This window comes from Ferribacterium limneticum, from assembly GCF_020510565.1.
Lineage (GTDB): Bacteria > Pseudomonadota > Gammaproteobacteria > Burkholderiales > Rhodocyclaceae > Azonexus > Azonexus limneticus_B.
In genome coordinates, this window is the sequence record NZ_CP075189.1 from 312,682 (window position 1) to 335,930 (window position 23,249).

Genomic DNA, 23,249 nt, shown 5'->3' on the forward strand with positions numbered 1-23,249 from the left:
TGCCGTTTCCTTATGTTCAAAAAGAAAAAGACTAAATGGATATTTTCCTCCAGCAGATCATCAACGGTCTCGTCCAGGGCAGCATCTACGCACTCGTTGCGCTGGGCTACACGATGGTCTACGGGATCATGGGGCTGATCAATTTCGCCCATGGCGAGGTGGTGATGATCGGTACGCTGGTCACCATCACGGTGGCAGGTTCGCTGATCAAGGCCGGCATGCCGGTGCCGGTAGCCGGGCTGGCCGGCATGATGGCGGCGGTGTTGGTTTGCATGGCGCTCGGCTGGGCGCTCGAACGTGTCGCCTACCGGCCCTTGCGCAACGCGCCACGACTGACGCCGCTGATCACGGCGATCGGCATGTCGATCGTTCTGCAGAATCTGGCGATGATCATCTGGGGGCGGAATTACCTGACTTTCCCGTCGCTGCTGCCCAAGATCAATTTTGAATGGGCGGGGGCGCATTTCACGATGATCCAGGTGATCATCGTCCTCGTTTCGGCGACGACGATGGGCGGCCTGCTGCTCCTCGTCTATCGCACCAAGCTCGGCATGGCCATGCGCGCCACGGCGCAGAATCCGGCCGTGGCCAGCCTCATGGGTGTCAATATCAACCGTGTTATCGCCGCCGCCTTCGTCATCGGCTCGGCGCTCGGCGCGGTGGCTGGCGTCATGGTCGGCACCTATTACGAAATCGCCCACTACCAGATGGGTTTCATGCTCGGTCTCAAGGCCTTCACGGCGGCCGTGCTCGGCGGCATCGGCAATCTGGCCGGGGCGATGCTCGGCGGCATCCTGCTTGGCATCATCGAGGCGCTCGGGGCTGGCTACATCGGCGACCTGACCGGCGGCTTCCTCGGCAGCCACTATCAGGACATTTTTGCCTTCGTCGTGCTCATTGTTGTCCTCATGTTCAAACCATCCGGATTGTTTGGTGAAAAGACGGGGGACAGGGCATGAATTTTGGCCGTTTTTTCCGGTCGACCGTGGGAATCGGGCTCACCGCCGCGTTCCTGGTCGCCTTGCCCTTCATTGCCGCGACCGGCGGCCAGGCGTGGGTGCGCATCCTCGATTTCGCCATCCTCTACGTTTTCCTGGCCCTTGGCCTCAACATCGTCGTCGGCCTGGCTGGCTTGCTCGATCTCGGCTACATCGCCTTCTACGCCGTCGGCGCCTACACCTGGGCGCTGCTGGCGAGCCCTCACTTCGGGCTGCATTGGCCGATCTGGGCCATCCTGCCGATCGGCGCCGGGCTGGCCTGCTTTGCCGGTGTGCTGCTCGGCTCGCCGACGCTCAAGCTGCGCGGCGACTATCTGGCCATCGTGACCCTCGGTTTCGGCGAAATCGTCCGCATTTTCCTCAACAACCTCAATGCGCCGATCAATGTCACCAACGGCCCGCAGGGCATCACGCTGATCGATCCGGTCAGCTTTGGCGCCTTCAAGTTCTCGGGGACGACGCAGATTTTCGGCTTCGCGCTCAGCGGGCCGCAAAAGTATTATTTCCTGCTCGTCGCGCTGGCCATTCTCGTCATCATCATCAACGTGCGTCTGCAGAATTCGCGCATCGGCCGCGCCTGGCAGGCCATCCGTGAAGATGAGATTGCTGCCAAGGCAATCGGCATCAACACGCGCAATCTCAAGTTGCTGGCCTTCGCCATGGGCGCCAGTTTCGGCGGCGTCGCCGGCGGCATTTTCTCGGCCATGCAGGGCTTCGTCTCGCCGGAAAGCTTCTCCTTGCTTGAATCGATCATGATTCTCGCCATGGTGGTGCTTGGCGGCATGGGCCACATTCCCGGCGTCATCCTTGGCGCCGTGCTGCTCACGGTGCTGCCGGAAGTCCTCCGCTACGGTGTCGGGCCGCTGCAGATGGCCATGTTCGGCAAGATGCTGGTCGATCCGGAAAGCCTGCGCATGCTGGTTTTCGGTCTGGCCCTCGTGCTCGTCATGCGCTTCAAGCCGGCCGGCCTGTGGCCCTCGCCGGAACGCCAACGTGAGTTGCAGGAGACCGGCAAATGAGCGCGAATTTGCCAAAACCGTTGCTCGAAGCAAAAGCGGTCGCCAAGCACTTCGGTGGCGTCAAGGCGCTGCGCGATGTGTCGCTGAGTATCAATCATGGCGAAATCTACGGCCTGATTGGCCCGAACGGTGCCGGCAAGACGACCTTCTTCAATTGCATGACCGGGCTTTACGTGCCGGACGGCGGCGGCTTCACTTTCGCCGGCGCGCCGCTCATCGCCGATGCGCCGGACAAGGCGGCGGCGCGTGGCATCGCCCGGACTTTCCAGAACATCAGGCTGTTCGGCAACATGACGGCGCTCGAAAACGTCATGGTCGGCCGCCACGTGCGGACCAAGGCTGGTGTACTCGGCGCCATGTTTCAGAATGCCGCGACCAAGGCCGAAGAAGCAGCGATTCGGCAAAAGGCCATCGACCTGCTGCACTACGTCCGCATCGAGGAACGGGCCGACGACCTGGCCCGCAACCTGTCCTACGGCGACCAGCGCCGACTCGAAATCGCCCGCGCCCTGGCCACCGAGCCCAAGCTGCTCTGCCTCGATGAACCGGCGGCCGGCATGAACGCCACCGAAACCGAACAACTGCGCGACCTGATCGACGGCATCCGGCGTGACGGGACCACGATTTTGCTCATCGAACACGACGTCAAGCTGGTCATGGGCCTCTGCGACCGCGTCGCCGTGCTCGACTACGGCGCGCTGGTCATCGAGGATGTGCCGGCCGTCGTGCAGAAAGATCAACGCGTCATCGAGGCTTATCTAGGTGCTTGAAGTAACCGGACTCCACGTCGCCTACGGCGGCATCCAGGCGGTGCGCAGCATCACCTTTCACGTCAACGAAGGCGAAACGGTGGCGCTGATCGGGGCCAACGGCGCCGGCAAGACGAGTACGCTGAAAGCAATTTCGCGCGTGCTCGATGCTGTCGGCGGCGACGTCCATTTCTGCGGCGAAGACATCACCCGCATCGCCCCGCACCGCGTCATCCGGAAGGGCATAGCGCTGGTTCCCGAAGGGCGTGGCGTATTTCCCCGCCTGACCGTGCTCGAAAACCTGCACATGGGCGCTTACATTCATAATGCTGCGGTCGACGTCGAAAAAGATCTGAAAATGGTTTACGGCTATTTCCCGCGCCTCAAGGAGCGCGAAAGCCAGCTTGCCGGCACGCTCTCCGGCGGCGAACAGCAGATGCTGGCCATCGGCCGCGCCCTGATGAGCCGGCCGAAAATGCTGCTGCTCGACGAGCCGTCGATGGGTCTGGCGCCGATCATGGTCCAGAAGATATTCGAAGTCGTCCGTGCTGTGGCGGCCGACGGCATGACCATCCTGCTCATCGAGCAGAATGCCCGGCTGGCGTTGCAATCGAGCCAGCGCGGCTATGTCATGGAAAGCGGCGAAATAACGCTGAACGGGGAATCGGCGATGCTGCTCGACGACCCCAAGGTGCGCGCCGCCTACCTCGGCGAGTAAGGCGTGAGCATCGTTCCCTTTCAGGCACTGGCCTGCCCGCTCGATGGCGCGCCGCTGCATGCCCACGGTGCGAGCTGGCGCTGTGCCGCCGGCCACTGTTTCGATATCGCTGCCCACGGCTACGCCAACCTGCTGCCCGTCCAGCAAAAGCGCTCGCTCGATCCGGGCGACAGCAAGGAAATGGTCGCCGCCCGTCGGCGTTTCCTCAATGCCGGCCACTACCAGCCGATTGCTGCGGCGGTCAGCCGGGCGGCGTTGGCCGAACTGCCGGCCAACGCGACGATCAGAAGCCTCGATGCCGGCTGCGGCGAGGGTTACTACCTGCGCCAGCTCGCTGCCGCGTCGGGTGAAGGACGAACGCTGGCCGTGCTCGGCCTGGATATTTCGAAGTGGGCGGTCCTTTCCGCCGCCAAGCAGGATAAGCGGCCGAACTGGATCGTCGGCAGCAATGCCAATCTGCCGGTGCTGCCGGCTACGCTCGACCTTATTTTGTGCATGTTCGGTTTCCCGGTTTATGGCGAGTTCGCCCGCGTCCTCAAGCCGGGCGGCGTGCTGTTGCAGGTCGATGCCGGCCCCGACCACCTGCGCGAGCTGCGCGAAATCATCTATCCCGCGTTGAAGCCCGAGCGTCCCGTCGACACGCAGGTCCCGGCCGGTTTTGGCTGGCTGTCGACGGAAACTGTCCGTTTCACGCTGGCCATTGACGGCGCCGAGCAGATCGCCGACCTGCTGGCCATGACCCCGCATCTTTACCGGGCCAGCGCCGAGGGGCGGGCGAGGGCGGCGGCACTGACGGCGCTGGAGGTGACCGTGGATGTCCGCCTGACGCGTTTCGGGCGCCTCGCCTGAGCATCGGGAAGGTCAGCGCTTTTTCAGTTGCATCAAACGATTTGCCGGGCGGACGGGTGACAATGCCCGACATTGCCTTTCACCGGATTGCCCCGCCATGACCTTTCGCCATTCCCTTGCCGCGCTGGCCGCTCTTTTTCTCTCCGCCACGCTTCAAGCCGAAGAGGCCAAGCCGGTCGATGACACGCCGAAAATGGCTTACGGCTTGATGCTGAAGCAGGGCGACCGGCTCATTTTTTCGCCCTGCCGCGACCGCAGTTACGCCAATGTCGAGGACGTTTCGGCCGATGGCAGCGTGACCAAGGTGCTCAACAGCGTCGGACTGGATGCCGGCAAGCGGCTCTACGTCGAACTGCTCGGCGTGCTCGATAACGGTACGTTGAAGGCGTCGGCCTTCAATATGGCGCGCGTCGAAGGGCGCTGTCAGATGCCGGGCGGCAAGGAAGAAGCGTGGCGCGCTGCCGGCAACGATCCGGCCTGGGCGCTGGTCGCCGGCGGCGAACATGTCCGCCTGCAGCGCTACGGCAAGCCCGAAGTTGTGCTGCCGTACACGGAATTCCGGAACGAAGGAAATCTCAGCCGCTATGAAGGCAGTGCCGACAAGAACAAACTCGCCGTCCGCCTTGAAAAGACCATTTGCCGCGATGCCCAGGCCAACGGTGCCTTCGCGTGGACGGCTTCGGTCGAGCTGAATGGCCAGATGCTCAAGGGTTGCGCCTGGCAGCGTTGATTCAGCTGACTGCCACGGTCAACCGGAAAAAACGGCCAAAATTGAAATTCTTCTGGCGACTCAAGTCGTCGAAAAGGTGAAAGCGTCGGCGAAAAACTCTTCTTCCGGCATGCCTTGTGCCGCGAAATCGCGTTTGGCCGCCTCGATCATGAGCGGCGACCCGCAGGCATAGACCTGGTAGCCGGAAAGGTCGGGGAAGTCGGCCAGCACGGCCTGGTGCACGAAGCCGGTGCGACCGGTCCACTCGTCGCCGGCCGCCGGCTCGGTGAGTACCGGGAAGAACTTGATATTGGCGTGGTCGGCCGCCCATTTTTCCGGCAGCGCATTCTGGTACAGATCGACGCGCGCCTTGGCGCCCCAGTAGATGAACATCGGTCGAGTGATGCCCTTGGCGATGGCGTGTTCGACGATGGACTTGACCGGTGCGAAGCCGGTACCGCCGGCAAGCAGGATCATCGGCTTGGACGAATCTTCGCGCAGGTAGAAACTGCCATGCGGGCCGTTGAAACGCAGGATGTCGCGGACCTTCAAGGTCGAGAAAACCTGCTCGGTGAACAGGCCGCCGGGAACGTGACGGATATGCAGTTCCAGCATGTTTTCATCGCGCGGCGGGCTGGCCAGCGAGTAACTGCGTTTCTTGCCGTCCTTGAGCAGGATGTCGATGTACTGGCCGGCAAGGAACTCAAAACGTTCGTTGGCCGGCAGGCGCAGATGCATTTCGATGACATCCGGCGCCAGCTTGTCGAGCTTCTCGATGCGCGAAGGCAGGGTCTTGACCGGAATGTCGCTGGCCAGAGCCAGTTGCTTGCACTCGATGACCAGGTCGGTCTGGGCGCTGGCACAACAAAACAAGGTCATTCCGGCGGCCTTTTCATCATCGGTCAGCGCGTGCGGTTGTGATTTGCCGTGGTCAACCGAGCCGCTGACGACCTTGCCCTTGCAGGCGCCGCAGGCGCCATCCTTGCAGCCGTACGGCAGAATCAGGCCCTGACGCAGCCCGGCGTCGAGCAGGGTCTCGCCGGCTTCGGCGCTGAAGGCGCGGCCGCTCGGCTGGACAGTGATCTGGTAGCTCATAAAATCCCCTTTGTCGTCGGCTACAATGCCGGCGTGCAAAAAATCCTGATTGTCGGCAGCGGGGACGTTGCCCGCCGCATCCTCTCCCGCATTGTCCCAAATGCTCGCGTCTATGCCCTGCTGCGCAATGCCAGCCGGGCGGCCGAATGGCGCGAAGCGGGGGCGCGGCCGGTGCTGGCCGATCTCGACGACCGGGGCAGCCTGCAGCGCATCGCCGGACTGGCCGACTACGTCTTGCATCTGGCGCCACCGCCCGGCGAAGGCCGTCACGACACGCGTACCCGCAACCTGCTGGCCGCCTTGGGCAAGAGCAAAAGTCTACCACGGCGTCTCGTTTACGTAAGCACGACGGGGGTTTATGGCGACTGTAGCGGAGCGCACATCGACGAAACACGCCGCCTGAATCCGGAGAGTTCGCGGGCCGGTCGGCGCGTTGATGCCGAGCGTTGCCTGCGCCAATGGGGCAAGCGGAGCGGTGTCAAAGTTTCCATCCTGCGCGCCCCAGGCATCTACGCCGCTGACCGCCTGCCGCTCGAACGCCTGAACAAGGCTCTTCCGGCGCTGTGCGCGGCCGATGATGGCTACACCAACCACATCCACGCTGACGACCTCGCCGCTACCTGTATCGCCGCCTTGCGTCATGGCGGCGCCAACCGCGTCTACAATGTTGTCGATGATTCCGACCTGAAGATGGCCGAGTATTTCGACCGGGTCGCCGATGCCTTCGCGCTGCCGCGCCCGCCGCGCATTTCGCGAGAGGAAGCGGCGAGAACCTTGTCGCCGGTGCAGATATCCTTCATGCGTGAATCGCGGCGTATTGGCAACAAGCGCCTGAAAACAGAATTAAAACTAAAGCTCGCCTTCCCGAACGTCGATGTCGGGATTGCCGAGGCAAAAGCGGCCTGCCTGGCCACTGTCGCAACATGAAAGCTTGTCTTTGCACTCCTGGCGTTGTTGCTCATCCTCGTGATAGTTTTGACTATCACTGCGGTTCGCGCCTAGCCAGCAGCGCAAATCCGGCGCTTTCATTTTGTTCCGCCAGTAGCCAGACAGGCCGCATAAGGAGAAACGCATGCTCGTCGTAAAGACTCTGCATATCTGGATGGTCATTTCGTGGTTCGCTGGCCTGTTCTATCTGCCGCGCATTTTTGTCAATCTGGCCATGGTGCCGGCCGACAGCGTCGCCGAGCGCGACCGCCTGCTGCTGATGGCCGGCAAGCTGTACAAATTCATGACACCGCTCGGCGTGTTCGCCGTGCTGACTGGCTTGTGGCTGTGGTTCGGCTACGGCTTTTCGGGCGGTTGGCTGCATGCGAAGACCACCCTGGTCGCCGGGCTCGCCCTCTACCACTGGCATTGCGGCCGGGTGCTCAAGCAGTTCCAGGGTGGCGGCAATACCAAGACCCACATCTGGTTCCGTTTTTATAACGAACTGCCGGTGATCGTTCTGCTCATCGTCCTTTTCCTCGTCGTCCTGAAACCATTTTGATATGAGCACCTATTTCGCAATTTGCCCGCGCGGGCTGGAAGAACATCTGCTCGAGGAGCTTCGTGGCGTCGGCGGCGAAGACCTGCGGACGACGCACGGTGGCGTATTTTTCACGGGCGACTGGTCGGTCTGCTACCGCGCCAATCTCGAGTCCCGGCTGGCCACCCGCATTCTCTGGCACATCGTCAAGGGGCCGTACCAGAAGGAAGAAGACATCTACCGGCTGGCCGTCCGCCAGTTGTGGCCCAACCATTTCGACGTGACGCGCACCATGCGCGTCGTGACGACGGCGATCAAATGCCCGCTCAAATCGCTCGATTTCGTCACGCTGCGCGTCAAGGATGCCGTCTGCGACCGCTTCCGTGAGGACCGCGGCGACCGGCCGAATATCGAGACGCGTAACCCGGATGTCAGCATTCACGTATTTCTTTCTGAGAACGAATGCACGCTGTACCTCGATACCTCAGGCCAACCGCTGTGGCAGCGCGGTTTCCGCAAGGCCAGTGTCGACGCGCCGCTCAAGGAAAACCTGGCGGCCGGCATTCTCAAGATCACTGGCTGGCAACCCGGCACGCCGCTGGTCGACCCGATGTGTGGCAGCGGCACCTTCCTGCTCGAAGCCGTGCAGATGGCGCTTGATCGCGCGCCGGGTCTGGATCGCGGCTTCGCCTTCGAGATGCTGCGCAATTTCGAGGCAATGAACTGGGCGAACATTCGCCAGGCCGCCGAAGCGCGCGTCAAGCCGGCCGAGCCGATGGATATCCGCGGCTACGACATCGACGACAAGGCCGTGCGCGCCACCCGGCGCAACCTGCAGGAGGCCGGTTTTGGCAACGTTGTCACGGTCGACCAAGGTGATCTGCTCGAAACGCAACCACTGACCGATCACGGTATTCTCGTCACCAACCCGCCCTACGGCGAGCGCATTGGCGAGCAGGATGAGCTGGCCGCTTTTTACCCGGAACTCGGTTCCGCCCTGAAAAAACACTGGGCTGGCTGGAACTGTTTCTTCTTCACAGCCGACCTGCGTTTGCCTAAACTGGTCGGGCTCAAGCCGAGCCGCAAGACGCCGCTGTTCAACGGCCCGCTCGAGTGTCGCCTTTTTGAAATTCGCATGGTTGCCGGAAGCAATCGCAAGGTATAAACATGCCCCGATTGCTGCAATGCAATACGCATGGGGTTTTGATCCCGGTCAGCTTATTGGTCTGACCGCCATGCGAGGATTAACGTTTTGCCAAAATAATTTCAGGAGATAGCGCATGTCCGTCCAGGCCCTGTACCAACAAAAACGCATGTCCGCCGCCGATGCCATTCGCGTCGTCAAGAATGGCGACACCATCGTCGTGCCGACCGCCGTCGGCGAACCACCCAGTCTGCTGGCCGCGTTGTCGGAGGCGCGTCGCGATTTTCGCGATGTTCAGGTTTCGCAGATTCTCGCCGTGCGCAAGTTTGGTTATCTGGACCCGGAAACGGTTGACCATGTCCGCCACACCGCCTATTTCTACAGCGGCGCGACGCGTCCGGGCGGCAAGGATGGCTGGGTCGATTTCATTCCGGCCTATTTTTCCGAGATGCCCTCACTGATCAACCGTGGCCTGATGCCAGCCAATGTCGTGTTCACGATGGCCTCGCCGATGGACGAGCATGGCTTCTTCTCGCTGGCGCTGGCTGCCGATTACACAATGGCCGCCATCGACCGGGCGCGTGTCGTCGTGCTCGAAGTCAATCCGAACGTGCCCTTCGCCAATGGCGACTGCCACATTCACATTTCGCAGGTTGCCGCGCTGTGCGAGAGTGATGAACCGATTCTCGAAGTCGGCTTGCCGAAGATCGGTCCGGTCCAGGAAGCCATCGGCAAATACGTCGCCGAGATGATCCCCGATGGCGCCACGCTGCAGATTGGCTACGGCGGCATCCCCGACGCCGTGGTCATGCAGTTGACCGACAAGCACGATCTCGGCATCCATACCGAAATGGTCGGCGACGGCATCATGTCGCTGGTCGAGGCCGGCGTCGTGACCAATCGCAAGAAAAACTACCACCACGGCAAGATGCTGGCGACCTTCGCGCTCGGCTCGAAGAAGCTCTATCAGTTCATGCACCGCAATCCGGCGCTCGAAATGCACCCGGTCGATTTCACCAACGACCCCTATCTGGCTGGCCAGAACGACAACCTGCATGCCATCAATGCGACGATGCAGATCGACTTCCTCGGTCAGTGCGGCTCGGAAAGCCTGGGCCCGATTCCCTACTCGGGGACCGGCGGCCAGTCTGACTTCGTTCGCGCGGCCAATCGCTCGAACGGTGGCAAGGCGTTCATCGTCCTGCCGTCGACGGCCAAGGACGACACCATTTCGCGCATCGTGCCCACCCTGTCGCCGGGAACCCATGTGTCGACCAGCAAGAACGACATCAATTACGTCGTCACCGAGTTCGGCGTCGCTCAACTGCGCGGCAAGACAGCCAAGCAGCGTACCGAAGCGCTGATCGGCATCGCCCATCCGAATTTCCGCGGCGAACTGCGCGATGCGGCAAAGCGTCTGAAATTGCTCTGAGGAGGCGACGATGATTCTGCAAAAGCAATTTACCGATGAGGAGTTGTCGCAGATCATCGAGGAAGGCGCCATCTATATGTGCGCCTGCCCGGCGCAGGTGGCGGTGCAGTTGCGCAGTCTGCGCGAGCTGCACCGTTATCAGAATCGCTGCGAAGTCGATCCGGGCAACGATCACCGCGTTCATAAGGCCATCGCCGAGGCAACAATGCGGGCGCATGCACTGATGGAAGAGTGCATGGTGGGCATTCTTGCACTTGAGGGCTGGGACCGGACGACGCTCAAAATGCCGGAGGGGCTGCGCCGCCGACGCGATGAATTGATCGCCCGGGACGACTGAAGTCGCCAGGCGTTCCGCTTACAAACTGTAGCAAATTTAATCGCTCGTCCGGCCTAAAATTGACTATCGTGTAATTGTGGTCAAGGAAGGCTGGAGTTCCCCATGAAAGCGGCAAAAATTCTGACGGTGGTGTTGGCTTTGGTGATGGCCGGGATGGCGACGAGTGCCTCGGCACATGGTCCGCGGGTCCGTCTCGGCGTTAACATCGGCGGCCCGGTCTGGGGGGCTGGTTGGGGGCCTGGCTGGTATTCGCCGTACTACTCACCCTACTACTACCCGCCGCAGGTCATCGTTGTGCCGCCCCCCCAGCCGCAGGTTTACATCGAACAGGCGCAGGAACCGGCACCCACTGCCGGCCAGCAATACTGGTATTTCTGCAAGAGCGCGCAGGGTTATTACCCGTATGTCAAGGAATGTCCTGACGGCTGGCAGAAGGTTCTGCCGCAACCGGAGAAATGAATCATGACTGACAAGAAATCACTTCTCCCCCGCGCGGGCTTGATGGGGGGCGCCTTGCTGCTTGGCGCCTGTACCGTAATGCCGAGCGGGCCGAGTGTCATGGTCTTGCCGGGAACAGGGCAGAGTATCGAGAATTTCAGGGCAGACGATGGGTATTGCCGGCAGTTTGCCCACATTCAAATTGGCGGCAAGACGGCTGGTGAGGCATCCCGGGAGTCGGCGGTGACCAGCGCGGCGGTCGGTGCTGCGGTTGGTGCCGTGGCCGGGGCGGCCATTGGCGGCGATGCGCGGGGCGCAGCTACCGGCGCTGGTGTTGGTTTGCTGCTGGGCAGTGCAACCGGCGCCGACACGGCACGTGCCTCGGGTGTCGGCACCCAGCGCCAATACGACAACGCTTACATCCAGTGCATGTACAGCAAGGGGCACCGGGTACCGGTGCCGGCCAATATGGTGTCTACGCGCGCGGTACGGTCTACCGATGCCGGCATCCCGCCACCACCGCCGGGGGCGCCGCCTCCGCCGCCGCCCAATGTGAAATAGGGTAGTCCAAAAAAATGCCCGGCATCACCTGCCGGGCATTTTGTTTTTGGCCATTTTTTCCGGTTGACCGTAGCAGTGCTCCGGATGGCTTGGAATCAGGCGACGCCGGCGCTGTGTGCCTGCTGGTCGGCCCAGTAGCTGGAGCGGACCATTGGGGCGCAGGCGGCGCCGGTGAATCCCATTTTCTTGGCTTCTTCTTCGTACATCTTGAAGGTGTCGGGATGGACGTAGCGGGTCACCGGCAGGTGGTGGCCGGACGGCGCGAGGTACTGGCCGATGGTCAGCATTTCGACGTCGTGGGCACGCAGGTCGCGCATGACGTCGAGGATTTCCTCGTCGGTCTCGCCGAGGCCGACCATCAGGCCGGACTTGGTCTTGACGTCCGGGTAGCGGGCCTTGAACTGCTTGAGGAATTCGAGCGAGTGCGCGTAGTCGGCGCCGGGGCGGGCCTGTTTGTAGAGGCGCGGCACGGTTTCCATGTTGTGATTCAGGACGTCGGGCAGGGCGCCGCCGAGGACGTCGAGGGCGACCTCCATGCGGCCGCGGAAGTCGGGCACCAGCGTTTCGACGGTGGTGGTCGGCGACAGTTCGCGGACATTGCTGATGACGTCGACAAAGTGCTGGGCGCCGCCATCGCGCAGGTCGTCGCGGTCGACGCTGGTGATCACGACGTAACGCAGCTTGAGCGAGGCCACCGATTCAGCCAGTTCGCGCGGTTCGTCCGGGTTGGGGGGCAGTGGCTGGCCGTGACCGACGTCGCAGAACGGGCAGCGCCGGGTGCAGATGTCGCCGAGGATCATGAAGGTCGCCGTGCCGCGGCCAAAGCATTCGCCGATGTTGGGGCAGGCGGCTTCTTCGCAGACGGTGTGCAGCTTCTTTTCGCGCAGCATGGTCTTGATTTCGCCGAAGCGCCCGGCGCTGTTGCCGGCCTTGACGCGTATCCATTCGGGTTTGCGCAGCGGGGTGTCGACCGGGATGATCTTGATCGGGATGCGCGCGGTTTTGAGTTCGCCTTTTTGTTTGACGCCTTTTTCAGCCATTTTTCTGTTCCAGTTGCTGTAGCAAGTGTTGCGAGAGTTGCTCTCCAGCCTCGTGAGCGGTGAGCGGAATATTGAAGTCGGTGGTCTGGATGACCTTCAGGCCAGCATAGCCGCAGGGATTGATCGCCGCAAAGGGGGAAAGATCCATATCGACATTGAGCGAGACGCCGTGGTACGAGCAGCCGTTGCGGATGCGTAGGCCGAGGGCGGCGATCTTGGCTTCGCCGACATAGACGCCGGGGGCGCCATCGCGGCGTTCGGCGGTGACGCCGTATTTGGCCAGCAGGTCGATGACGGCCTGCTCGATGGCGGTGACCAGTTCGCGCACCTTGATTTTCAGACGCGACAGGTCAAGAAGCAGGTAGAGCACGACCTGGCCGGGGCCGTGGTAGGTGACTTGGCCGCCGCGGTCGATCTTGACGATGGGAATGCCGACGTCCTTGAGGATGTGCTCCGGCTTGCCGGCCTGACCGAGGGTGTAGACCGGCGGATGCTCGACGATCCAGATCTCGTCAGGCGTTTCCGCCGTGCGGCTGGCCGTGAAATCCTGCATGGCCTGGAAGGTGGGTTGGTAATCGACCCGGCCCAGGCGCTTGACGACAGGAGGCACTTACAGCACGACCTTGATCATCGGGTGACCGCTGAGGTCGGTGTACAGCGCATCGAGTTGCGGCTTGGATGTGGCGATGACGGTGCACGTCAGGCTGACGTAGTTGCCGCCCGAACTGGCGCGCATTTCCATCGTTGCGCCATCGAAGTCCGGGGCGTGCACGGTGACAATGTCGAGGACGACCTGAGCCAGGCTGTCGTCAGCCTTGCCCATGATCTTCAACGGAAATTCACAGGGGAATTCGAGGAGGGTGTCCTTGTACGAAGCCATTTCAGCCTTTGCGCATTACGGTGTTCTTGAAGTCCTGGTACCACTGCCACATCTGTCCGGCCAGCGGGCCGGGTTTCCCTGTGCCGACCGGCTGTCCGTCGAGTGTCGTGATCGCCAGGATTTCTTTGGTCGATGAGGTCATCCAGACCTCGTCGGCGGCACGAAGTTCAGTTTCTTCAATTTCGGCGATTTTTACCGGTTGACCGTGGGATTCGGCCAATTCGAGGATCACGTCGTAGGTAATGCCCGGCAACATGAGCTGCGTCTTGGGCGGGGCGCAGAGCACGCCGTCCTTGACGATGAAAATGTTCGACGCTGCGCCTTCTTTCATGAAACCGTCGCGAATCAGCAGCGCTTCGGCGCAGCCCAGTTCGACGGCCTGCTGGCGGGCCAGCACGTTGGCGAGCAGGGAAATGACTTTCAAATCGCAGCGCGACCAGCGCAGATCGGGCACGGTGATCGCCGCGACGCCCTTGGCACGGATGTCGGCCGGCGTGGTGACCAGCGGTGAAGAAAAGGCGAAAGCCGTCGGTGGCACACTGGCCGGCGGAAAAGCGTGGTCTCGCTTGTCGTCGGCGCCGCGCGTGACCTGCAGGTAGATCGACTGGTCTTCCCAGGGCGCGGTTTCGATTAGCTTGAAAACCACTTCCTTCCAGCCGTCAGCCGTCAGCGGATTGGCCAGTTTGATCCCGTCCAGCGTCGCCTGCAGGCGTTTCAGGTGTTCGTCGATCCGGAAGGCCCGACGCGAATAGACCGGAATTACCTCGTAGACGCCGTCGCCGTACAGAAAGCCGCGGTCGAGCGGCGAAATGCCCGCTTCGGCCAGCGGTTTGAACTGGCCGTTCAGGTAAACGGGGTCGGCGACGTAGGGCGTCATGGGTTTAGTTGAACCAGAGTCGAATGGTGTCGAGGAGTCGAATGAAGATGTTGCCGAGTGGCACGTTTTCAAGGGCGACGACCGGATATTCGCCATAAACCTTGCCGTCGATGCTGACTTTGAGCACGCCCAGTTTCTGGCCCACCTCGATTGGCGCGATCAGGCGCGGCTCGGCGACGAAATCACTCTTCACCTTATCGGCGTAACCCTTGGGCACGGCGATTGACAGGTCATTGGCAAAACCGGCCTTGACCTCGCTCTGGGCGCCCTTCCAGGCGCGCAGCGTGGCGACGGCCTGGTCTTTGGCCTGCACGGTCACGGCGTCGTAGGAGATATAGCCCCAGTTGAGCAGCTTCTGCGACTCGCTGGCCCGGGCGCTATCCGACGCGGTGCCGAGGACGACGGAGAGCAGGCGGCGCTTGTCGCGCAGGGCGGAGGAAATCAGGCAGTAGCCGGCGGCTTCGGTGTGGCCAGTCTTGACGCCATCGACGGTGGGGTCGATGTAGAGCAGTCGGTTGCGGTTCGGCTGGGTGATGCCGTTATAGGTGTATTCCTTCATCGAGTAATACTTCTTGTACTCCTCGGGGAAGTCGCGGATCAGGGCGGAAGCGAGCAGGGACAGGTCGCGCGCCGTGGTGTAGTGCTCCGGGTCGGGCAGGCCGGTCGAGTTGCGGAAGCTCGATGCATTCATGCCCAGTCGCTGCGCCTCGCGGTTCATCATCTGCGCAAAGTTTTCTTCGCTGCCGGCAATGCCTTCGGCCAGCGTGACGCAGGCGTCGTTGCCGGACTGGACGATCATGCCCTTGATCAGGTCTTCCACTGGCACCTGTGTGTCGACGCGGATGAACATCTTGGAACCGCCGGTGCGCCAGGCTTTTTCGGAGACGGGTAGCGGCTGGCTGAGGGCCAGGGTTTTCTTGTGCAGGGCGGCGAAGGTCAGATAAGCCGTCATGAGCTTGGTCAGCGAGGCCGGTTCCAGGCGCTCGTCGGGTTTTTCTGCGGTCAACATCTGATTCGAGCCCATTTCCAGCAGCAGCCACGATTTGGCGGCCAGAGACGGGGGAACGGGCAATTGCTGGGCCATCGCCTGGGCGGCGAAAGCGAAACTCAGGGCGAGAAGGGTGGTCTTGCGGAACAGCGACATTGGTTTTGGACTTTGTTTTGCGTTGGGGGTGGAAATTATACCCTTGGCTCAATCACGCCTTGCGGTGCCGCCGCGCAAAGCGCCTCGACGGCCGGGTGGCGGATGCGCCGCTCGTTGGAAATGGCAAAAATGTGCTCGCTGACCCCAATCATGGCGCCGAGCGGCACGGCTTGCAACTGGCTGGCAACCTGCTCGGCGAGCGCCAGCGGGGCCGGGAAAATACCCAGCCCGCCGCGCCCAAAGGTCGTCAGCAAGGCGCTGTCCTCGAATTCGCCAACGATTTTCGGGTGGATGTTCGAATTCTCCAGCCAACGGTCGATCCGGCCACGCAGCGCATTGTGGCGGGTGGGCAGGAGCAGCGGCGCGCCGTGCAGACTTTTCGGGAAATCCTGGCGGTATTGCCCGGCCAGCTCCTGCGTCGCAAACAGCCCGGTGGCGAATTCGCCGAGCGGCGTGCTGAACACCTTGAGATTGGCGCTGACCGGGGCGGCCCGGTCGGTCAGCACGACATCGAGGCGGTGCAGGGCGAGGTCGGCGAGCAGGGTTTCGAATTCGCCTTCGTCACAAATCAGGCGGACATCGGCTGGCATGCTGGTCACCGTTGACAGCAGGCGATAGGCCAGCAGCTTGGGTATCCCGTCGGAAATGCCGGCCCGCAGCCGCAGCGTCGATTCGCTGCCGACGCCTTCGACGGCCTCGGTCAGCGCTTCGCCGAGCTGGAATATCTGGTCGGCGTAGCCCTGGGCAACCCGTCCGGCCTCGCTCAGTACCAGGCCGCGTCCCTGGCTGTTGAACAGGGCTTTGCCGAGTTGCCGTTCAAGCAACGAAAGCTGGCCGCTGATGGTCTGAACAGCAACGCCCAGGCGTTCCGCGGCCCGGGTGATGCTGCCTTCCTGGGCGACGACCCAGAAGTAATGAAGATGTTTATAGTTAATCGGGGTCATGAGTTCTACAGGAAAAACCGAAGGGTGTTTCCATTTTGCTCCCATTTTTTGGTTTGTTGCAATGCAATAACATCCGCGTGTTTCTCTTTCGAGGAGTTCAACATGAAACGTATTGTCCTTTTTCTCGCCACCAACCTCGCGGTCATGCTGGTCCTCAGTGTGGCCACCAGTCTGCTGGGCGTTAATAAGTTTCTGACGGCCAACGGCCTCAACGTCGGCATGCTGTTTGTCTTCGCAGCCGTGATCGGCTTTGGCGGTGCCTTCATTTCCTTGCTCATGTCGAAGACCATGGCCAAGTGGAGCACGGGCGCCCGGGTCATCGAGGCGCCGAGTTCGTCCACGGAAATGTGGCTGGTCGACACCGTCGCCAAGCTGGCCAAGCGCGCCAACCTGCCGATGCCGGAAGTCGCCATCTACGACGGTGAGCCGAATGCCTTCGCCACTGGCGCCAGCAAAAACAGTTCGCTGGTTGCCGTATCGACCGGCTTGTTGCAGGGCATGACCCGTGACGAAGCGGAAGCAGTACTGGCCCACGAAGTCGCTCACATCGCCAACGGCGACATGGTGACGATGACGCTGATCCAGGGCGTGGTGAATACCTTCGTCGTCTTCCTGTCGCGCATCGTCGGCTACCTGGTCGATGGTTTCCTGCGCCGCGGCGATAGCGAAAACACCGGCCCGGGCATTGGCTACATGGTGACCAGCATGATTTGCGAAGTCGTCTTCGGTCTGCTCGCCAGCATCATTGTTGCCTGGTTCTCGCGCCAGCGCGAATTCCGTGCCGATGCCGGTGCGTCGGGCCTGATGGGCTCGCCGGTGCCGATGCAGAACGCCTTGCGTCGCCTCGGCAACCTGCATACCGAGCCGCTGCCGCAAAACATGGCAGCGTCGGGCATTGCTGGTGGCAAAGGCGGTTTCATGGCGCTGTTCTCGACGCACCCGCCACTTGAAGAACGCATTGCCGCATTGGGAGGCCGTTGATCGTAGCCATTCAGTGGCATGCGGTTTGCTAGGTAAAATTTATGATGCAATGCACAAAAATGCTCGGTTTTGTTTTAGGCATGGGCGCGACGCTTGCCGTCGCCCAGCCTGAATTCGACCTGCCGAAACTGGAGGCGCTGGCCCTCTCGTCGAGTCGCGCCGTGTTGTCGGCGCGCGACCAGATTACGGCAGCGCGCTATGCGATCGATAGCGCCGGCGCCTTTCCCAACCCCGAACTGGAATATCTCGGCGGAACCTCGCGCAGTCGCGGCGTCGGCGGCAATTCCGGCGATGCCCGCAGCGTTACGCTGACCCAGCCGCTCGATATGCCGTGGCGGCGATCGGCGCGGATTGGTGCGGCGGAGGCCGGGCTGGAATCGACGACGGCAGCGGTCAGGGCCTTTGAGGCAGATACGCTGGCGCGTCTGCGCCTGCGTTATTTTGAGGTCTTGCGGCGTGATGTTGAACTGAGCAATACGCGTGAAGATTTGGTGGCCATGGAGAGTGTGCGCTCGCGTATCGCGCTGCGCGTGGAAACCGGCGAGGCGCCGCGCTTCGAGTTGATCAAGGCCGATGCCGAGTTGCTCAATGTTCAGAAAACCGCCCAAGCCGCCGGTTTTCGCGGTGAGCAGGCGCGCTCGCAATTGCGCCAGAGTGTAGGCGGCGCCTTGCCCGCCGACTTTGCCCTGCGCGGCCGCTTGCGGGACGTCCCGGAACTGCCTCCTCTGGATGGCTTGCGCAAGCAATTGGCGGAAACCAGCCCGGATTTGGCGCGCGCGCGCTCCGAAATGGTGCGCGCCCAGCATCTGCTTGATCTCGAACGCCGTCAGCGCTGGCCCAATGTGGCATTGAAAGCCGGCATGGATGAAGACCCGGATATGCGCGCCAACAAGCTCGGTGTTGTCGTCTCTATTCCTTTGTGGGACCGCCGTAGCGGCCCGGTTGGCGAAGCCTCGGCGCAGTTGTCGCGGGCCCGCCACGAGTTGGCCGCGCAGGAATTTTCCCTGGCCCAGCAGCTTGAAATCGCCTTCCAGCAATATGAGATTGCCCAGGCTCAGGTCGTCGCGCTGGAGTCCGGCATTCTTATGCAGGCCGAAGCGGCCGTGAAAGTGGCGGAAGCGGCCTATCGTTTTGGCGAACGCGGCTTTCTCGAAGTGCTCGATGCACGAAGGGTTTTTCGCGCAGCGCGCGCCGAATTGATTACAGCACGTTACGAACTGGCTTCGGCCTGGGTAGAAATTGAAAGACTACGGGCAATCCCCGGAGGAAAAGAATAATGAAAAAAGCCCTATTTTTGCTGTTGACCGTGGCAACACTGGCCGGCTGCAATCAGGAGAATGACAAATCGGCCGCGCAGCAGGTGCGCGACCCCTTGAGCGTTACGCCCTCGCCGGAACTGCTCGATCAACTCAAGTTGAGCGCGGTCAGCACTCAGCCCGTGGCCGAAACGCTGCGCGTCAGCGGCCGTATTGATTTCGACGAGCAACGTCTCGCCCGCATTGGTGCGACGGTGACTGGCCGGGTAACCGATATCGATGCCCTGCTTGGCCAGAGTGTCAAAAAGGGCGAGGTGCTTGCCAAGTTGAACAGCAGTGAGTTGTCCAGCCAGCAGCTGGCATACCTCAAGGCGCGTGCCGAACTGGAGCTGAATCGGCGCAATGCCGAACGCGCCAAGGCCTTGTTCGAGGCTGACGTGATCGGTGCGGCTGAACTGCAGCGCCGGGAAAGCGAATACCAGATTTCGAAGGCCGAAACACGGGCGGCCAGCGATCAATTGCAGTTGCTGGGCGTCGGTCCGGCAGCCATTGAGCGCTTGGGCAAGCAGGGCGAGGTCAATTCGGTGACGCCGGTCGTGGCGACCTTGAATGGCGTCGTCGTTGAACGCAAGCTGGCGCAGGGGCAGGTTGTGCAGCCCGCCGACTCACTGTTTGTCGTCGCCGATCTGTCACGCCTGTGGGCCGTGGCGCAGGTGCCGGAGCAGCAGGTCAGCCAGGTCAAGACCGGACAGTCGGTGAGCATTGAAGTGCCGGCGCTGGGCCATGAAAAGCTGGTCGGCAAGCTGATTTTTGTCGGTCAGACCATCGACCCGGAGACGCGTACGGTGCTCGTACGTACCGAACTGGATAACCGCGATGGCCGCCTCAAGCCGGCCATGCTGGCGTCGATGCTGATCGAAGCCAAGCCGGTGAATCGTCTGGTCATACCGGCCGGTGCTGTGGTTCGCGAGAATGACGAGGACAACGTTTTTGTCGCCGAGGGCGATGGCGCCTTCCGTTTGGCCAAGGTCAAACTGGGGCCAGAGCAGGGTGGGGTGCGCGTTGTTCTGTCCGGCCTCAAAGGCGGGGAAAAACTCGTGGTCGACGGCGCTTTTCACCTGAACAACGAGCGTAATCGCAAGGAAATGGAGGGATCGTGATCGAGTCCCTCGTCCGTGGGGCGCTCAAGCAGCGCCTGATCGTCGCGGTGATCGCCACCGTCCTTTTCTTCTTCGGGCTCGATGCGGCGCGCAAGCTGTCGGTCGATGCCTTCCCCGATGTGACCAATGTCCAGGTCCAGATCGCCACCGAGGCCACCGGCCGTTCGCCGGAAGAGGTCGAGCGCTTTGCCACTGTGCCGCTTGAGGTCGCAATGACCGGCCTGCCCGGGCTGGAGGAAATGCGCTCGCTGAACAAGCCGGGCTTGTCGCTGATCACGCTTGTTTTCAACGACAAGACCGACGTCTATTTCGCCCGCCAACTCGTCATGGAGCGCCTGCTCGAAGTTGGTTCGCGCCTGCCGGCCGGCATTACGCCGGTGCTTGGACCGGTGTCGACCGGTCTCGGCGAGGTTTATCAATACACGCTGGAGCGGCCGGATGACGGCGACCGGACACTGAGCGTGGAAGAACTCATGAAGCGCCGGGTCGCCCAGGACTGGGTGGTGCGCCCGCTGCTGCGCTCGATTCCGGGCGTTGCCGAGATCAATTCACAGGGCGGCTACGCCAAGCAGTATCAGGTGCTGGTTAATCCCGACAAGCTGCGCCACTTCGGGCTCAGCGTCGCTGACGTCTATCAGGCGGTTGGCCGCAACAACGCCAATGCCGGCGGCGGCGTCCTGCCGCAATACGCCGAGCAGTACCTGATTCGCGGTGTTGGCCTGGTCCGTGATCTGGAAGACCTGCGCGCCATCGTGCTCAAGGAAAAGGACGGCGTGCCGGTTTACGTGCGCGATGTCGCCGACGTGCAGATTGGCCACGATGTCCGTCAGGGCGCCGTGATCAAGAACGGGACGACCGAGGCGGTCGGCGGCGTGGTCATGATGATCGCTGGCGGCAACGCCAAGGAAGTGGTCAGCCGGGTCAAGGCGCGGGTCGAGGAGATCAACCGCAAGGGCATGTTGCCTGATGGCCTGAAGATCGCGCCATATTACGACCGTTCGGAACTGGTCGATGCGGCGTTGTGGACGGTGACCAAGGTGCTGCTCGAGGGCGTCGCGCTGGTTGTCGTCGTGCTCTTCCTGTTCCTTGGCGATGTCCGTTCCTCGCTGATTGTCGTCGGTACGCTGGTGCTGACGCCGCTGTTGACCTTCATGGCGATGAACAAGCTGGGTATTTCGGCCAATCTGATGTCGCTGGGCGGCCTGGCCATCGCTATCGGCCTGATGGTCGACGGCTCGGTGGTGGTCGTCGAAAATGCCTACCTGCAACTCGGCCGCCATGCCAAGACCGGCGAGAGCCAGTTGCGCGTCATCTTGCGCGCCGTGGTCGAGGTGGCGACACCGGTCATTTTCGGCGTTGGCATCATCATTCTCGTCTTCCTGCCGCTGATGACCTTGCAGGGCATGGAAGGCAAGATGTTCGCGCCGCTGGCTTACACCATCGCCATCGCGCTGGCCATTTCGCTGGTCTTGTCGATGACGCTGACGCCCGTGATGTCGACCTACCTGCTCAAGCCGCCGGCCCACGATGGCGACCACGATACCAAGCTGATCGCCGCCATGAAGCGCCGTTACCTCAAGATGCTGCACTGGACGCTGGGCAATGAGCGCAAGACGGTGATCCTGGCCGTTGGCGCCTTTATCCTGACGGTGGGTACGCTGCCTTTCCTCGGCACCGCCTTCATTCCGGAAATGAAGGAAGGTTCCGTCGTGCCGGGTATCAACCGCGTGCCCAACATCTCGCTCGACGAGTCGATCAAGATGGAAATGGAAGCCATGCGACTGGTCATGCAGGTGCCGGGCGTCAAGTCGGCAGTCTCCGGCGTTGGTCGTGGCGAATCGCCGGCCGACCCGCAGGGGCCGAATGAATCGACGCCCATCGTCAGCCTGAAACCGCGTAGCGAATGGCCTTCCGGCTGGACGCAGGAGGACATTCAGGACGCCATGCGCGAGAAATTGAAGGTGCTGCCGGGCGTGCAGGTCGTCATGGCCCAGCCGATTTCCGACCGCGTCGATGAAATGGTCACCGGCGTGCGCTCCGATATTGCCGTCAAGGTCTTCGGCGACGATCTCGATCAGTTGAAGAAGATTGCCGGTCAGATCGGCAAGGTCGCCCAGACCTTGGAGGGGGCACAGGATCTGCGTATCGAGCGGATCAGCGGGCAGCAGTATCTGTCCATCGAAATCGACCGCCAGGCGATTGCCCGGCTTGGCTTGAACGTGTCCGACGTCAACGATTTGCTGGAAACAGCGGTTGGCGGCAAGGTGGCGACCGAGATTTTCGAGGGTGAGCGTCGCTTCCCCGGCGTCGTCCGTTTGCCGGAGAGCTTCCGCAATAACATCGAGGCGATTTCCAATATTCTGATTACCTCGCCGAATGGTGCTCGGGCACGCCTGGCCGACGTGGCGAAAATAAGCGTCATGGATGGCCCGGCGCAGATCTCGCGCGAACTGGGCAAGCGGCGCATCGTCGTCGGTGTCAACGTCAAAGACCGTGACCTTGGCAGTTTTGTCGCCGAGCTGCAGCAGAAGGTGGATGGCCAGATCAAGCTGCCGGAGGGCTATTACCTGGAGTGGGGCGGTCAGTTCCAGAACATGGAGCGGGCGCTGGGTCACCTCAAGATCATCATCCCGATAACCATCGCGGCCATTTTCTTCCTGCTCTTCCTGCTCTTCAATTCGCTGCGTTTCGCCACACTGATCATTACCGTGCTGCCGTTCGCCTCCATCGGCGGCATCATCGGCCTGTTCGTCAGCGGCGAATACTTGTCGGTGCCGGCCTCGGTGGGTTTCATCGCGCTGTGGGGTATCGCTGTACTCAATGGCGTCGTGCTGGTGTCCTACATCCGAGGTCTGCGCGACCAGGGGCGTAGCGTGCGCGACGCGGTCGTCGAGGGCGCCACGCTGCGCTTCCGGCCAGTCATGATGACGGCGACCGTCGCCATGCTCGGCCTGATTCCCTTCCTGTTTTCCAGCGGGCCGGGTTCCGAGGTCCAGCGGCCGCTGGCCATCGTGGTGATTGGCGGCTTGATTACCTGTACTCTGCTAACGCTGCTGGTTTTGCCCACCATTTACCGCTGGTTTGACGAAGAAGAGGTCGAAGCATGAAAGAAATCAAGGCTGTCATTCGCCCCAACAAACTGGCCGATTTACGCGATGCTCTGGTCCTGCTGCCAGGCTTTCCTGGCATGACGGTAACCAAGGTCGAGGGTTGTAGTGCCCCGTCGCGTCATGTCCCGGCACGCACCAAGATCAAGGATGAATTGACCGATTACACGCATAAGGTGCGCGTCGAAATCGTTGCCCCGGACGAGGTGGCCGAGGTCATTTTTCAACGCATTACCGAGGTCGCACAGACCGGCCATTATGGTGACGGGCTGGTGTGGATCACCGATATCCATCGCGCCGCGTTCATCTTCAAGACGACGCCGGGGCCGGAGTAACGGTAATC

General features: G+C 61.8%; 25 protein-coding genes. 18 read left to right on the top strand and 7 right to left on the bottom strand.

Annotated features, from left to right (window positions below):
- Nucleotides 1-35 precede the first annotated feature (35 nt).
- The 6 genes from KI610_RS01490 (at nt 36) to KI610_RS01515 (ending at nt 5,063) form a co-directional block, all read left to right on the top strand.
- Entirely contained in the window at nt 36-959 is a 924-nt protein-coding gene (locus KI610_RS01490; RefSeq protein ID WP_226496960.1) for a branched-chain amino acid ABC transporter permease, read from the top strand.
- Nucleotides 956-2,017: an ABC transporter permease subunit gene (locus KI610_RS01495; protein ID WP_226496961.1), complete on the top strand. Its 1,062-nt coding sequence runs from the start codon at nt 956-958 to the stop codon at nt 2,015-2,017. The genes KI610_RS01490 and KI610_RS01495 overlap by 4 nt, the downstream gene beginning before the upstream one ends.
- Complete coding sequence (locus tag KI610_RS01500) at nt 2,014-2,787, top strand: ABC transporter ATP-binding protein (RefSeq protein WP_226496962.1); 774 nt, start codon at nt 2,014-2,016, stop codon at nt 2,785-2,787. The genes KI610_RS01495 and KI610_RS01500 overlap by 4 nt, the downstream gene beginning before the upstream one ends.
- Nucleotides 2,780-3,484: an ABC transporter ATP-binding protein gene (locus KI610_RS01505; RefSeq protein WP_226496963.1), complete on the top strand. Its 705-nt coding sequence runs from the start codon at nt 2,780-2,782 to the stop codon at nt 3,482-3,484. Before KI610_RS01500 ends, KI610_RS01505 begins: the two co-directional genes overlap by 8 nt.
- A gap of 3 nt (nt 3,485-3,487) precedes the next feature.
- Nucleotides 3,488-4,333 carry a putative RNA methyltransferase gene (locus KI610_RS01510; protein WP_226496964.1) on the top strand — a complete coding sequence of 282 codons (846 nt, stop codon included), beginning with the start codon at nt 3,488-3,490 and terminating at the stop codon, nt 4,331-4,333.
- Nucleotides 4,334-4,430: 97 nt separating this feature from the next.
- A complete protein-coding gene (locus tag KI610_RS01515; RefSeq protein WP_226496965.1) occupies nt 4,431-5,063 on the top strand; it encodes a COG3650 family protein in 633 nt (210 codons plus the stop codon).
- 60 nt (nt 5,064-5,123) lie between these two features.
- Here KI610_RS01515 and KI610_RS01520 read toward each other — a convergent pair whose 3' ends face one another.
- Nucleotides 5,124-6,137: a CDP-6-deoxy-delta-3,4-glucoseen reductase gene (locus KI610_RS01520; RefSeq protein WP_226496966.1), complete on the bottom strand. Its 1,014-nt coding sequence runs from the start codon at nt 6,135-6,137 to the stop codon at nt 5,124-5,126.
- A gap of 33 nt (nt 6,138-6,170) precedes the next feature.
- On the opposite strand from KI610_RS01520, the gene KI610_RS01525 reads away from it, so the two are divergent.
- The 7 genes from KI610_RS01525 to KI610_RS01555 all read left to right on the top strand — a co-directional run bounded on the left by KI610_RS01525 (nt 6,171) and on the right by KI610_RS01555 (nt 11,517).
- The gene (locus tag KI610_RS01525) at nt 6,171-7,064 is read left to right on the top strand and encodes an SDR family oxidoreductase (protein WP_226496967.1); all 894 of its coding nucleotides are present in this window, start codon (nt 6,171-6,173) and stop codon (nt 7,062-7,064) included.
- Nucleotides 7,065-7,209: 145 nt separating this feature from the next.
- Entirely contained in the window at nt 7,210-7,626 is a 417-nt protein-coding gene (locus KI610_RS01530; protein ID WP_226496968.1) for a CopD family protein, read from the top strand.
- 1 nt (nt 7,627) lies between these two features.
- A complete protein-coding gene (locus KI610_RS01535) occupies nt 7,628-8,770 on the top strand; it encodes a THUMP domain-containing class I SAM-dependent RNA methyltransferase (protein ID WP_226496969.1) in 1,143 nt (380 codons plus the stop codon).
- Nucleotides 8,771-8,885: 115 nt separating this feature from the next.
- Entirely contained in the window at nt 8,886-10,181 is a 1,296-nt protein-coding gene (locus tag KI610_RS01540; protein WP_226496970.1) for an acetyl-CoA hydrolase/transferase family protein, read from the top strand.
- A 10-nt stretch (nt 10,182-10,191) separates the two neighbouring features.
- Entirely contained in the window at nt 10,192-10,518 is a 327-nt protein-coding gene (locus tag KI610_RS01545) for a hypothetical protein (RefSeq protein WP_226496971.1), read from the top strand.
- A gap of 102 nt (nt 10,519-10,620) precedes the next feature.
- Nucleotides 10,621-10,977 (top strand): hypothetical protein, encoded by a 357-nt coding sequence (locus KI610_RS01550; protein ID WP_226496972.1) that lies wholly within the window; start codon nt 10,621-10,623, stop codon nt 10,975-10,977.
- A gap of 3 nt (nt 10,978-10,980) precedes the next feature.
- Nucleotides 10,981-11,517, top strand: coding sequence for a YMGG-like glycine zipper-containing protein (locus KI610_RS01555; protein WP_226496973.1), 537 nt, complete (start codon nt 10,981-10,983; stop codon nt 11,515-11,517).
- A gap of 95 nt (nt 11,518-11,612) precedes the next feature.
- Here the strand turns inward: KI610_RS01555 and lipA are convergent, their stop codons facing one another.
- Genes lipA through KI610_RS01585 form a run of 6 tightly spaced genes read right to left on the bottom strand, consistent with a single transcriptional unit; the run spans nt 11,613 to nt 16,402 of the window.
- Nucleotides 11,613-12,557 (bottom strand): lipoyl synthase, encoded by a 945-nt coding sequence (lipA, locus tag KI610_RS01560; protein WP_226496974.1) that lies wholly within the window; start codon nt 12,555-12,557, stop codon nt 11,613-11,615.
- A complete protein-coding gene (gene lipB, locus KI610_RS01565) occupies nt 12,550-13,167 on the bottom strand; it encodes a lipoyl(octanoyl) transferase LipB (protein ID WP_226496975.1) in 618 nt (205 codons plus the stop codon). The genes lipA and lipB overlap by 8 nt, the downstream gene beginning before the upstream one ends.
- The gene (locus tag KI610_RS01570) at nt 13,168-13,437 is read right to left on the bottom strand and encodes a YbeD family protein (RefSeq protein WP_226403501.1); all 270 of its coding nucleotides are present in this window, start codon (nt 13,435-13,437) and stop codon (nt 13,168-13,170) included.
- A gap of 1 nt (nt 13,438) precedes the next feature.
- The gene (locus KI610_RS01575; protein WP_226496976.1) at nt 13,439-14,314 is read right to left on the bottom strand and encodes a D-amino acid aminotransferase; all 876 of its coding nucleotides are present in this window, start codon (nt 14,312-14,314) and stop codon (nt 13,439-13,441) included.
- 4 nt (nt 14,315-14,318) lie between these two features.
- Entirely contained in the window at nt 14,319-15,458 is a 1,140-nt protein-coding gene (locus KI610_RS01580) for a D-alanyl-D-alanine carboxypeptidase family protein (protein ID WP_226496977.1), read from the bottom strand.
- A 35-nt stretch (nt 15,459-15,493) separates the two neighbouring features.
- Entirely contained in the window at nt 15,494-16,402 is a 909-nt protein-coding gene (locus KI610_RS01585) for a LysR family transcriptional regulator (RefSeq protein ID WP_226496978.1), read from the bottom strand.
- Between the two features lie 102 nt (nt 16,403-16,504).
- Between KI610_RS01585 and htpX the strand changes: the two genes are divergently transcribed.
- Genes htpX through KI610_RS01610 form a run of 5 tightly spaced genes read left to right on the top strand, consistent with a single transcriptional unit; the run spans nt 16,505 to nt 23,241 of the window.
- Nucleotides 16,505-17,383 carry a protease HtpX gene (gene htpX / locus KI610_RS01590; protein ID WP_226496979.1) on the top strand — a complete coding sequence of 293 codons (879 nt, stop codon included), beginning with the start codon at nt 16,505-16,507 and terminating at the stop codon, nt 17,381-17,383.
- 41 nt (nt 17,384-17,424) lie between these two features.
- A complete protein-coding gene (locus KI610_RS01595; RefSeq protein ID WP_226496980.1) occupies nt 17,425-18,660 on the top strand; it encodes a TolC family protein in 1,236 nt (411 codons plus the stop codon).
- Entirely contained in the window at nt 18,660-19,799 is a 1,140-nt protein-coding gene (locus KI610_RS01600) for an efflux RND transporter periplasmic adaptor subunit (RefSeq protein ID WP_226496981.1), read from the top strand. Before KI610_RS01595 ends, KI610_RS01600 begins: the two co-directional genes overlap by 1 nt.
- Entirely contained in the window at nt 19,796-22,906 is a 3,111-nt protein-coding gene (locus KI610_RS01605; protein WP_226496982.1) for an efflux RND transporter permease subunit, read from the top strand. The genes KI610_RS01600 and KI610_RS01605 overlap by 4 nt, the downstream gene beginning before the upstream one ends.
- Nucleotides 22,903-23,241, top strand: a complete 339-nt coding sequence (locus tag KI610_RS01610; RefSeq protein ID WP_226496983.1) for a P-II family nitrogen regulator — start codon at nt 22,903-22,905, stop codon at nt 23,239-23,241. The genes KI610_RS01605 and KI610_RS01610 overlap by 4 nt, the downstream gene beginning before the upstream one ends.
- Nucleotides 23,242-23,249: the final 8 nt, after the last annotated feature.

Excerpts from the sequence above, each read along its gene's own strand:
- KI610_RS01490 (WP_226496960.1), top strand. The coding sequence starts at position 36 with ATGGATATTTTCCTCCAGCAGATCATCAACGGTCTCGTCCAGGGCAGC.
- KI610_RS01495 (WP_226496961.1), top strand. The coding sequence starts at position 956 with ATGAATTTTGGCCGTTTTTTCCGGTCGACCGTGGGAATCGGGCTCACC.
- KI610_RS01500 (WP_226496962.1), top strand. The coding sequence starts at position 2,014 with ATGAGCGCGAATTTGCCAAAACCGTTGCTCGAAGCAAAAGCGGTCGCC.
- KI610_RS01515 (WP_226496965.1), top strand. The coding sequence starts at position 4,431 with ATGACCTTTCGCCATTCCCTTGCCGCGCTGGCCGCTCTTTTTCTCTCC.
- KI610_RS01520 (WP_226496966.1), bottom strand. The coding sequence starts at position 6,137 with ATGAGCTACCAGATCACTGTCCAGCCGAGCGGCCGCGCCTTCAGCGCC.
- KI610_RS01530 (WP_226496968.1), top strand. The coding sequence starts at position 7,210 with ATGCTCGTCGTAAAGACTCTGCATATCTGGATGGTCATTTCGTGGTTC.
- KI610_RS01535 (WP_226496969.1), top strand. The coding sequence starts at position 7,628 with ATGAGCACCTATTTCGCAATTTGCCCGCGCGGGCTGGAAGAACATCTG.
- KI610_RS01540 (WP_226496970.1), top strand. The coding sequence starts at position 8,886 with ATGTCCGTCCAGGCCCTGTACCAACAAAAACGCATGTCCGCCGCCGAT.
- KI610_RS01545 (WP_226496971.1), top strand. The coding sequence starts at position 10,192 with ATGATTCTGCAAAAGCAATTTACCGATGAGGAGTTGTCGCAGATCATC.
- KI610_RS01550 (WP_226496972.1), top strand. The coding sequence starts at position 10,621 with ATGAAAGCGGCAAAAATTCTGACGGTGGTGTTGGCTTTGGTGATGGCC.
- KI610_RS01555 (WP_226496973.1), top strand. The coding sequence starts at position 10,981 with ATGACTGACAAGAAATCACTTCTCCCCCGCGCGGGCTTGATGGGGGGC.
- lipA (WP_226496974.1), bottom strand. The coding sequence starts at position 12,557 with ATGGCTGAAAAAGGCGTCAAACAAAAAGGCGAACTCAAAACCGCGCGC.
- KI610_RS01570 (WP_226403501.1), bottom strand. The coding sequence starts at position 13,437 with ATGGCTTCGTACAAGGACACCCTCCTCGAATTCCCCTGTGAATTTCCG.
- KI610_RS01575 (WP_226496976.1), bottom strand. The coding sequence starts at position 14,314 with ATGACGCCCTACGTCGCCGACCCCGTTTACCTGAACGGCCAGTTCAAA.
- KI610_RS01580 (WP_226496977.1), bottom strand. The coding sequence starts at position 15,458 with ATGTCGCTGTTCCGCAAGACCACCCTTCTCGCCCTGAGTTTCGCTTTC.
- KI610_RS01585 (WP_226496978.1), bottom strand. The coding sequence starts at position 16,402 with ATGACCCCGATTAACTATAAACATCTTCATTACTTCTGGGTCGTCGCC.
- htpX (WP_226496979.1), top strand. The coding sequence starts at position 16,505 with ATGAAACGTATTGTCCTTTTTCTCGCCACCAACCTCGCGGTCATGCTG.
- KI610_RS01595 (WP_226496980.1), top strand. The coding sequence starts at position 17,425 with ATGATGCAATGCACAAAAATGCTCGGTTTTGTTTTAGGCATGGGCGCG.
- KI610_RS01600 (WP_226496981.1), top strand. The coding sequence starts at position 18,660 with ATGAAAAAAGCCCTATTTTTGCTGTTGACCGTGGCAACACTGGCCGGC.
- KI610_RS01610 (WP_226496983.1), top strand. The coding sequence starts at position 22,903 with ATGAAAGAAATCAAGGCTGTCATTCGCCCCAACAAACTGGCCGATTTA.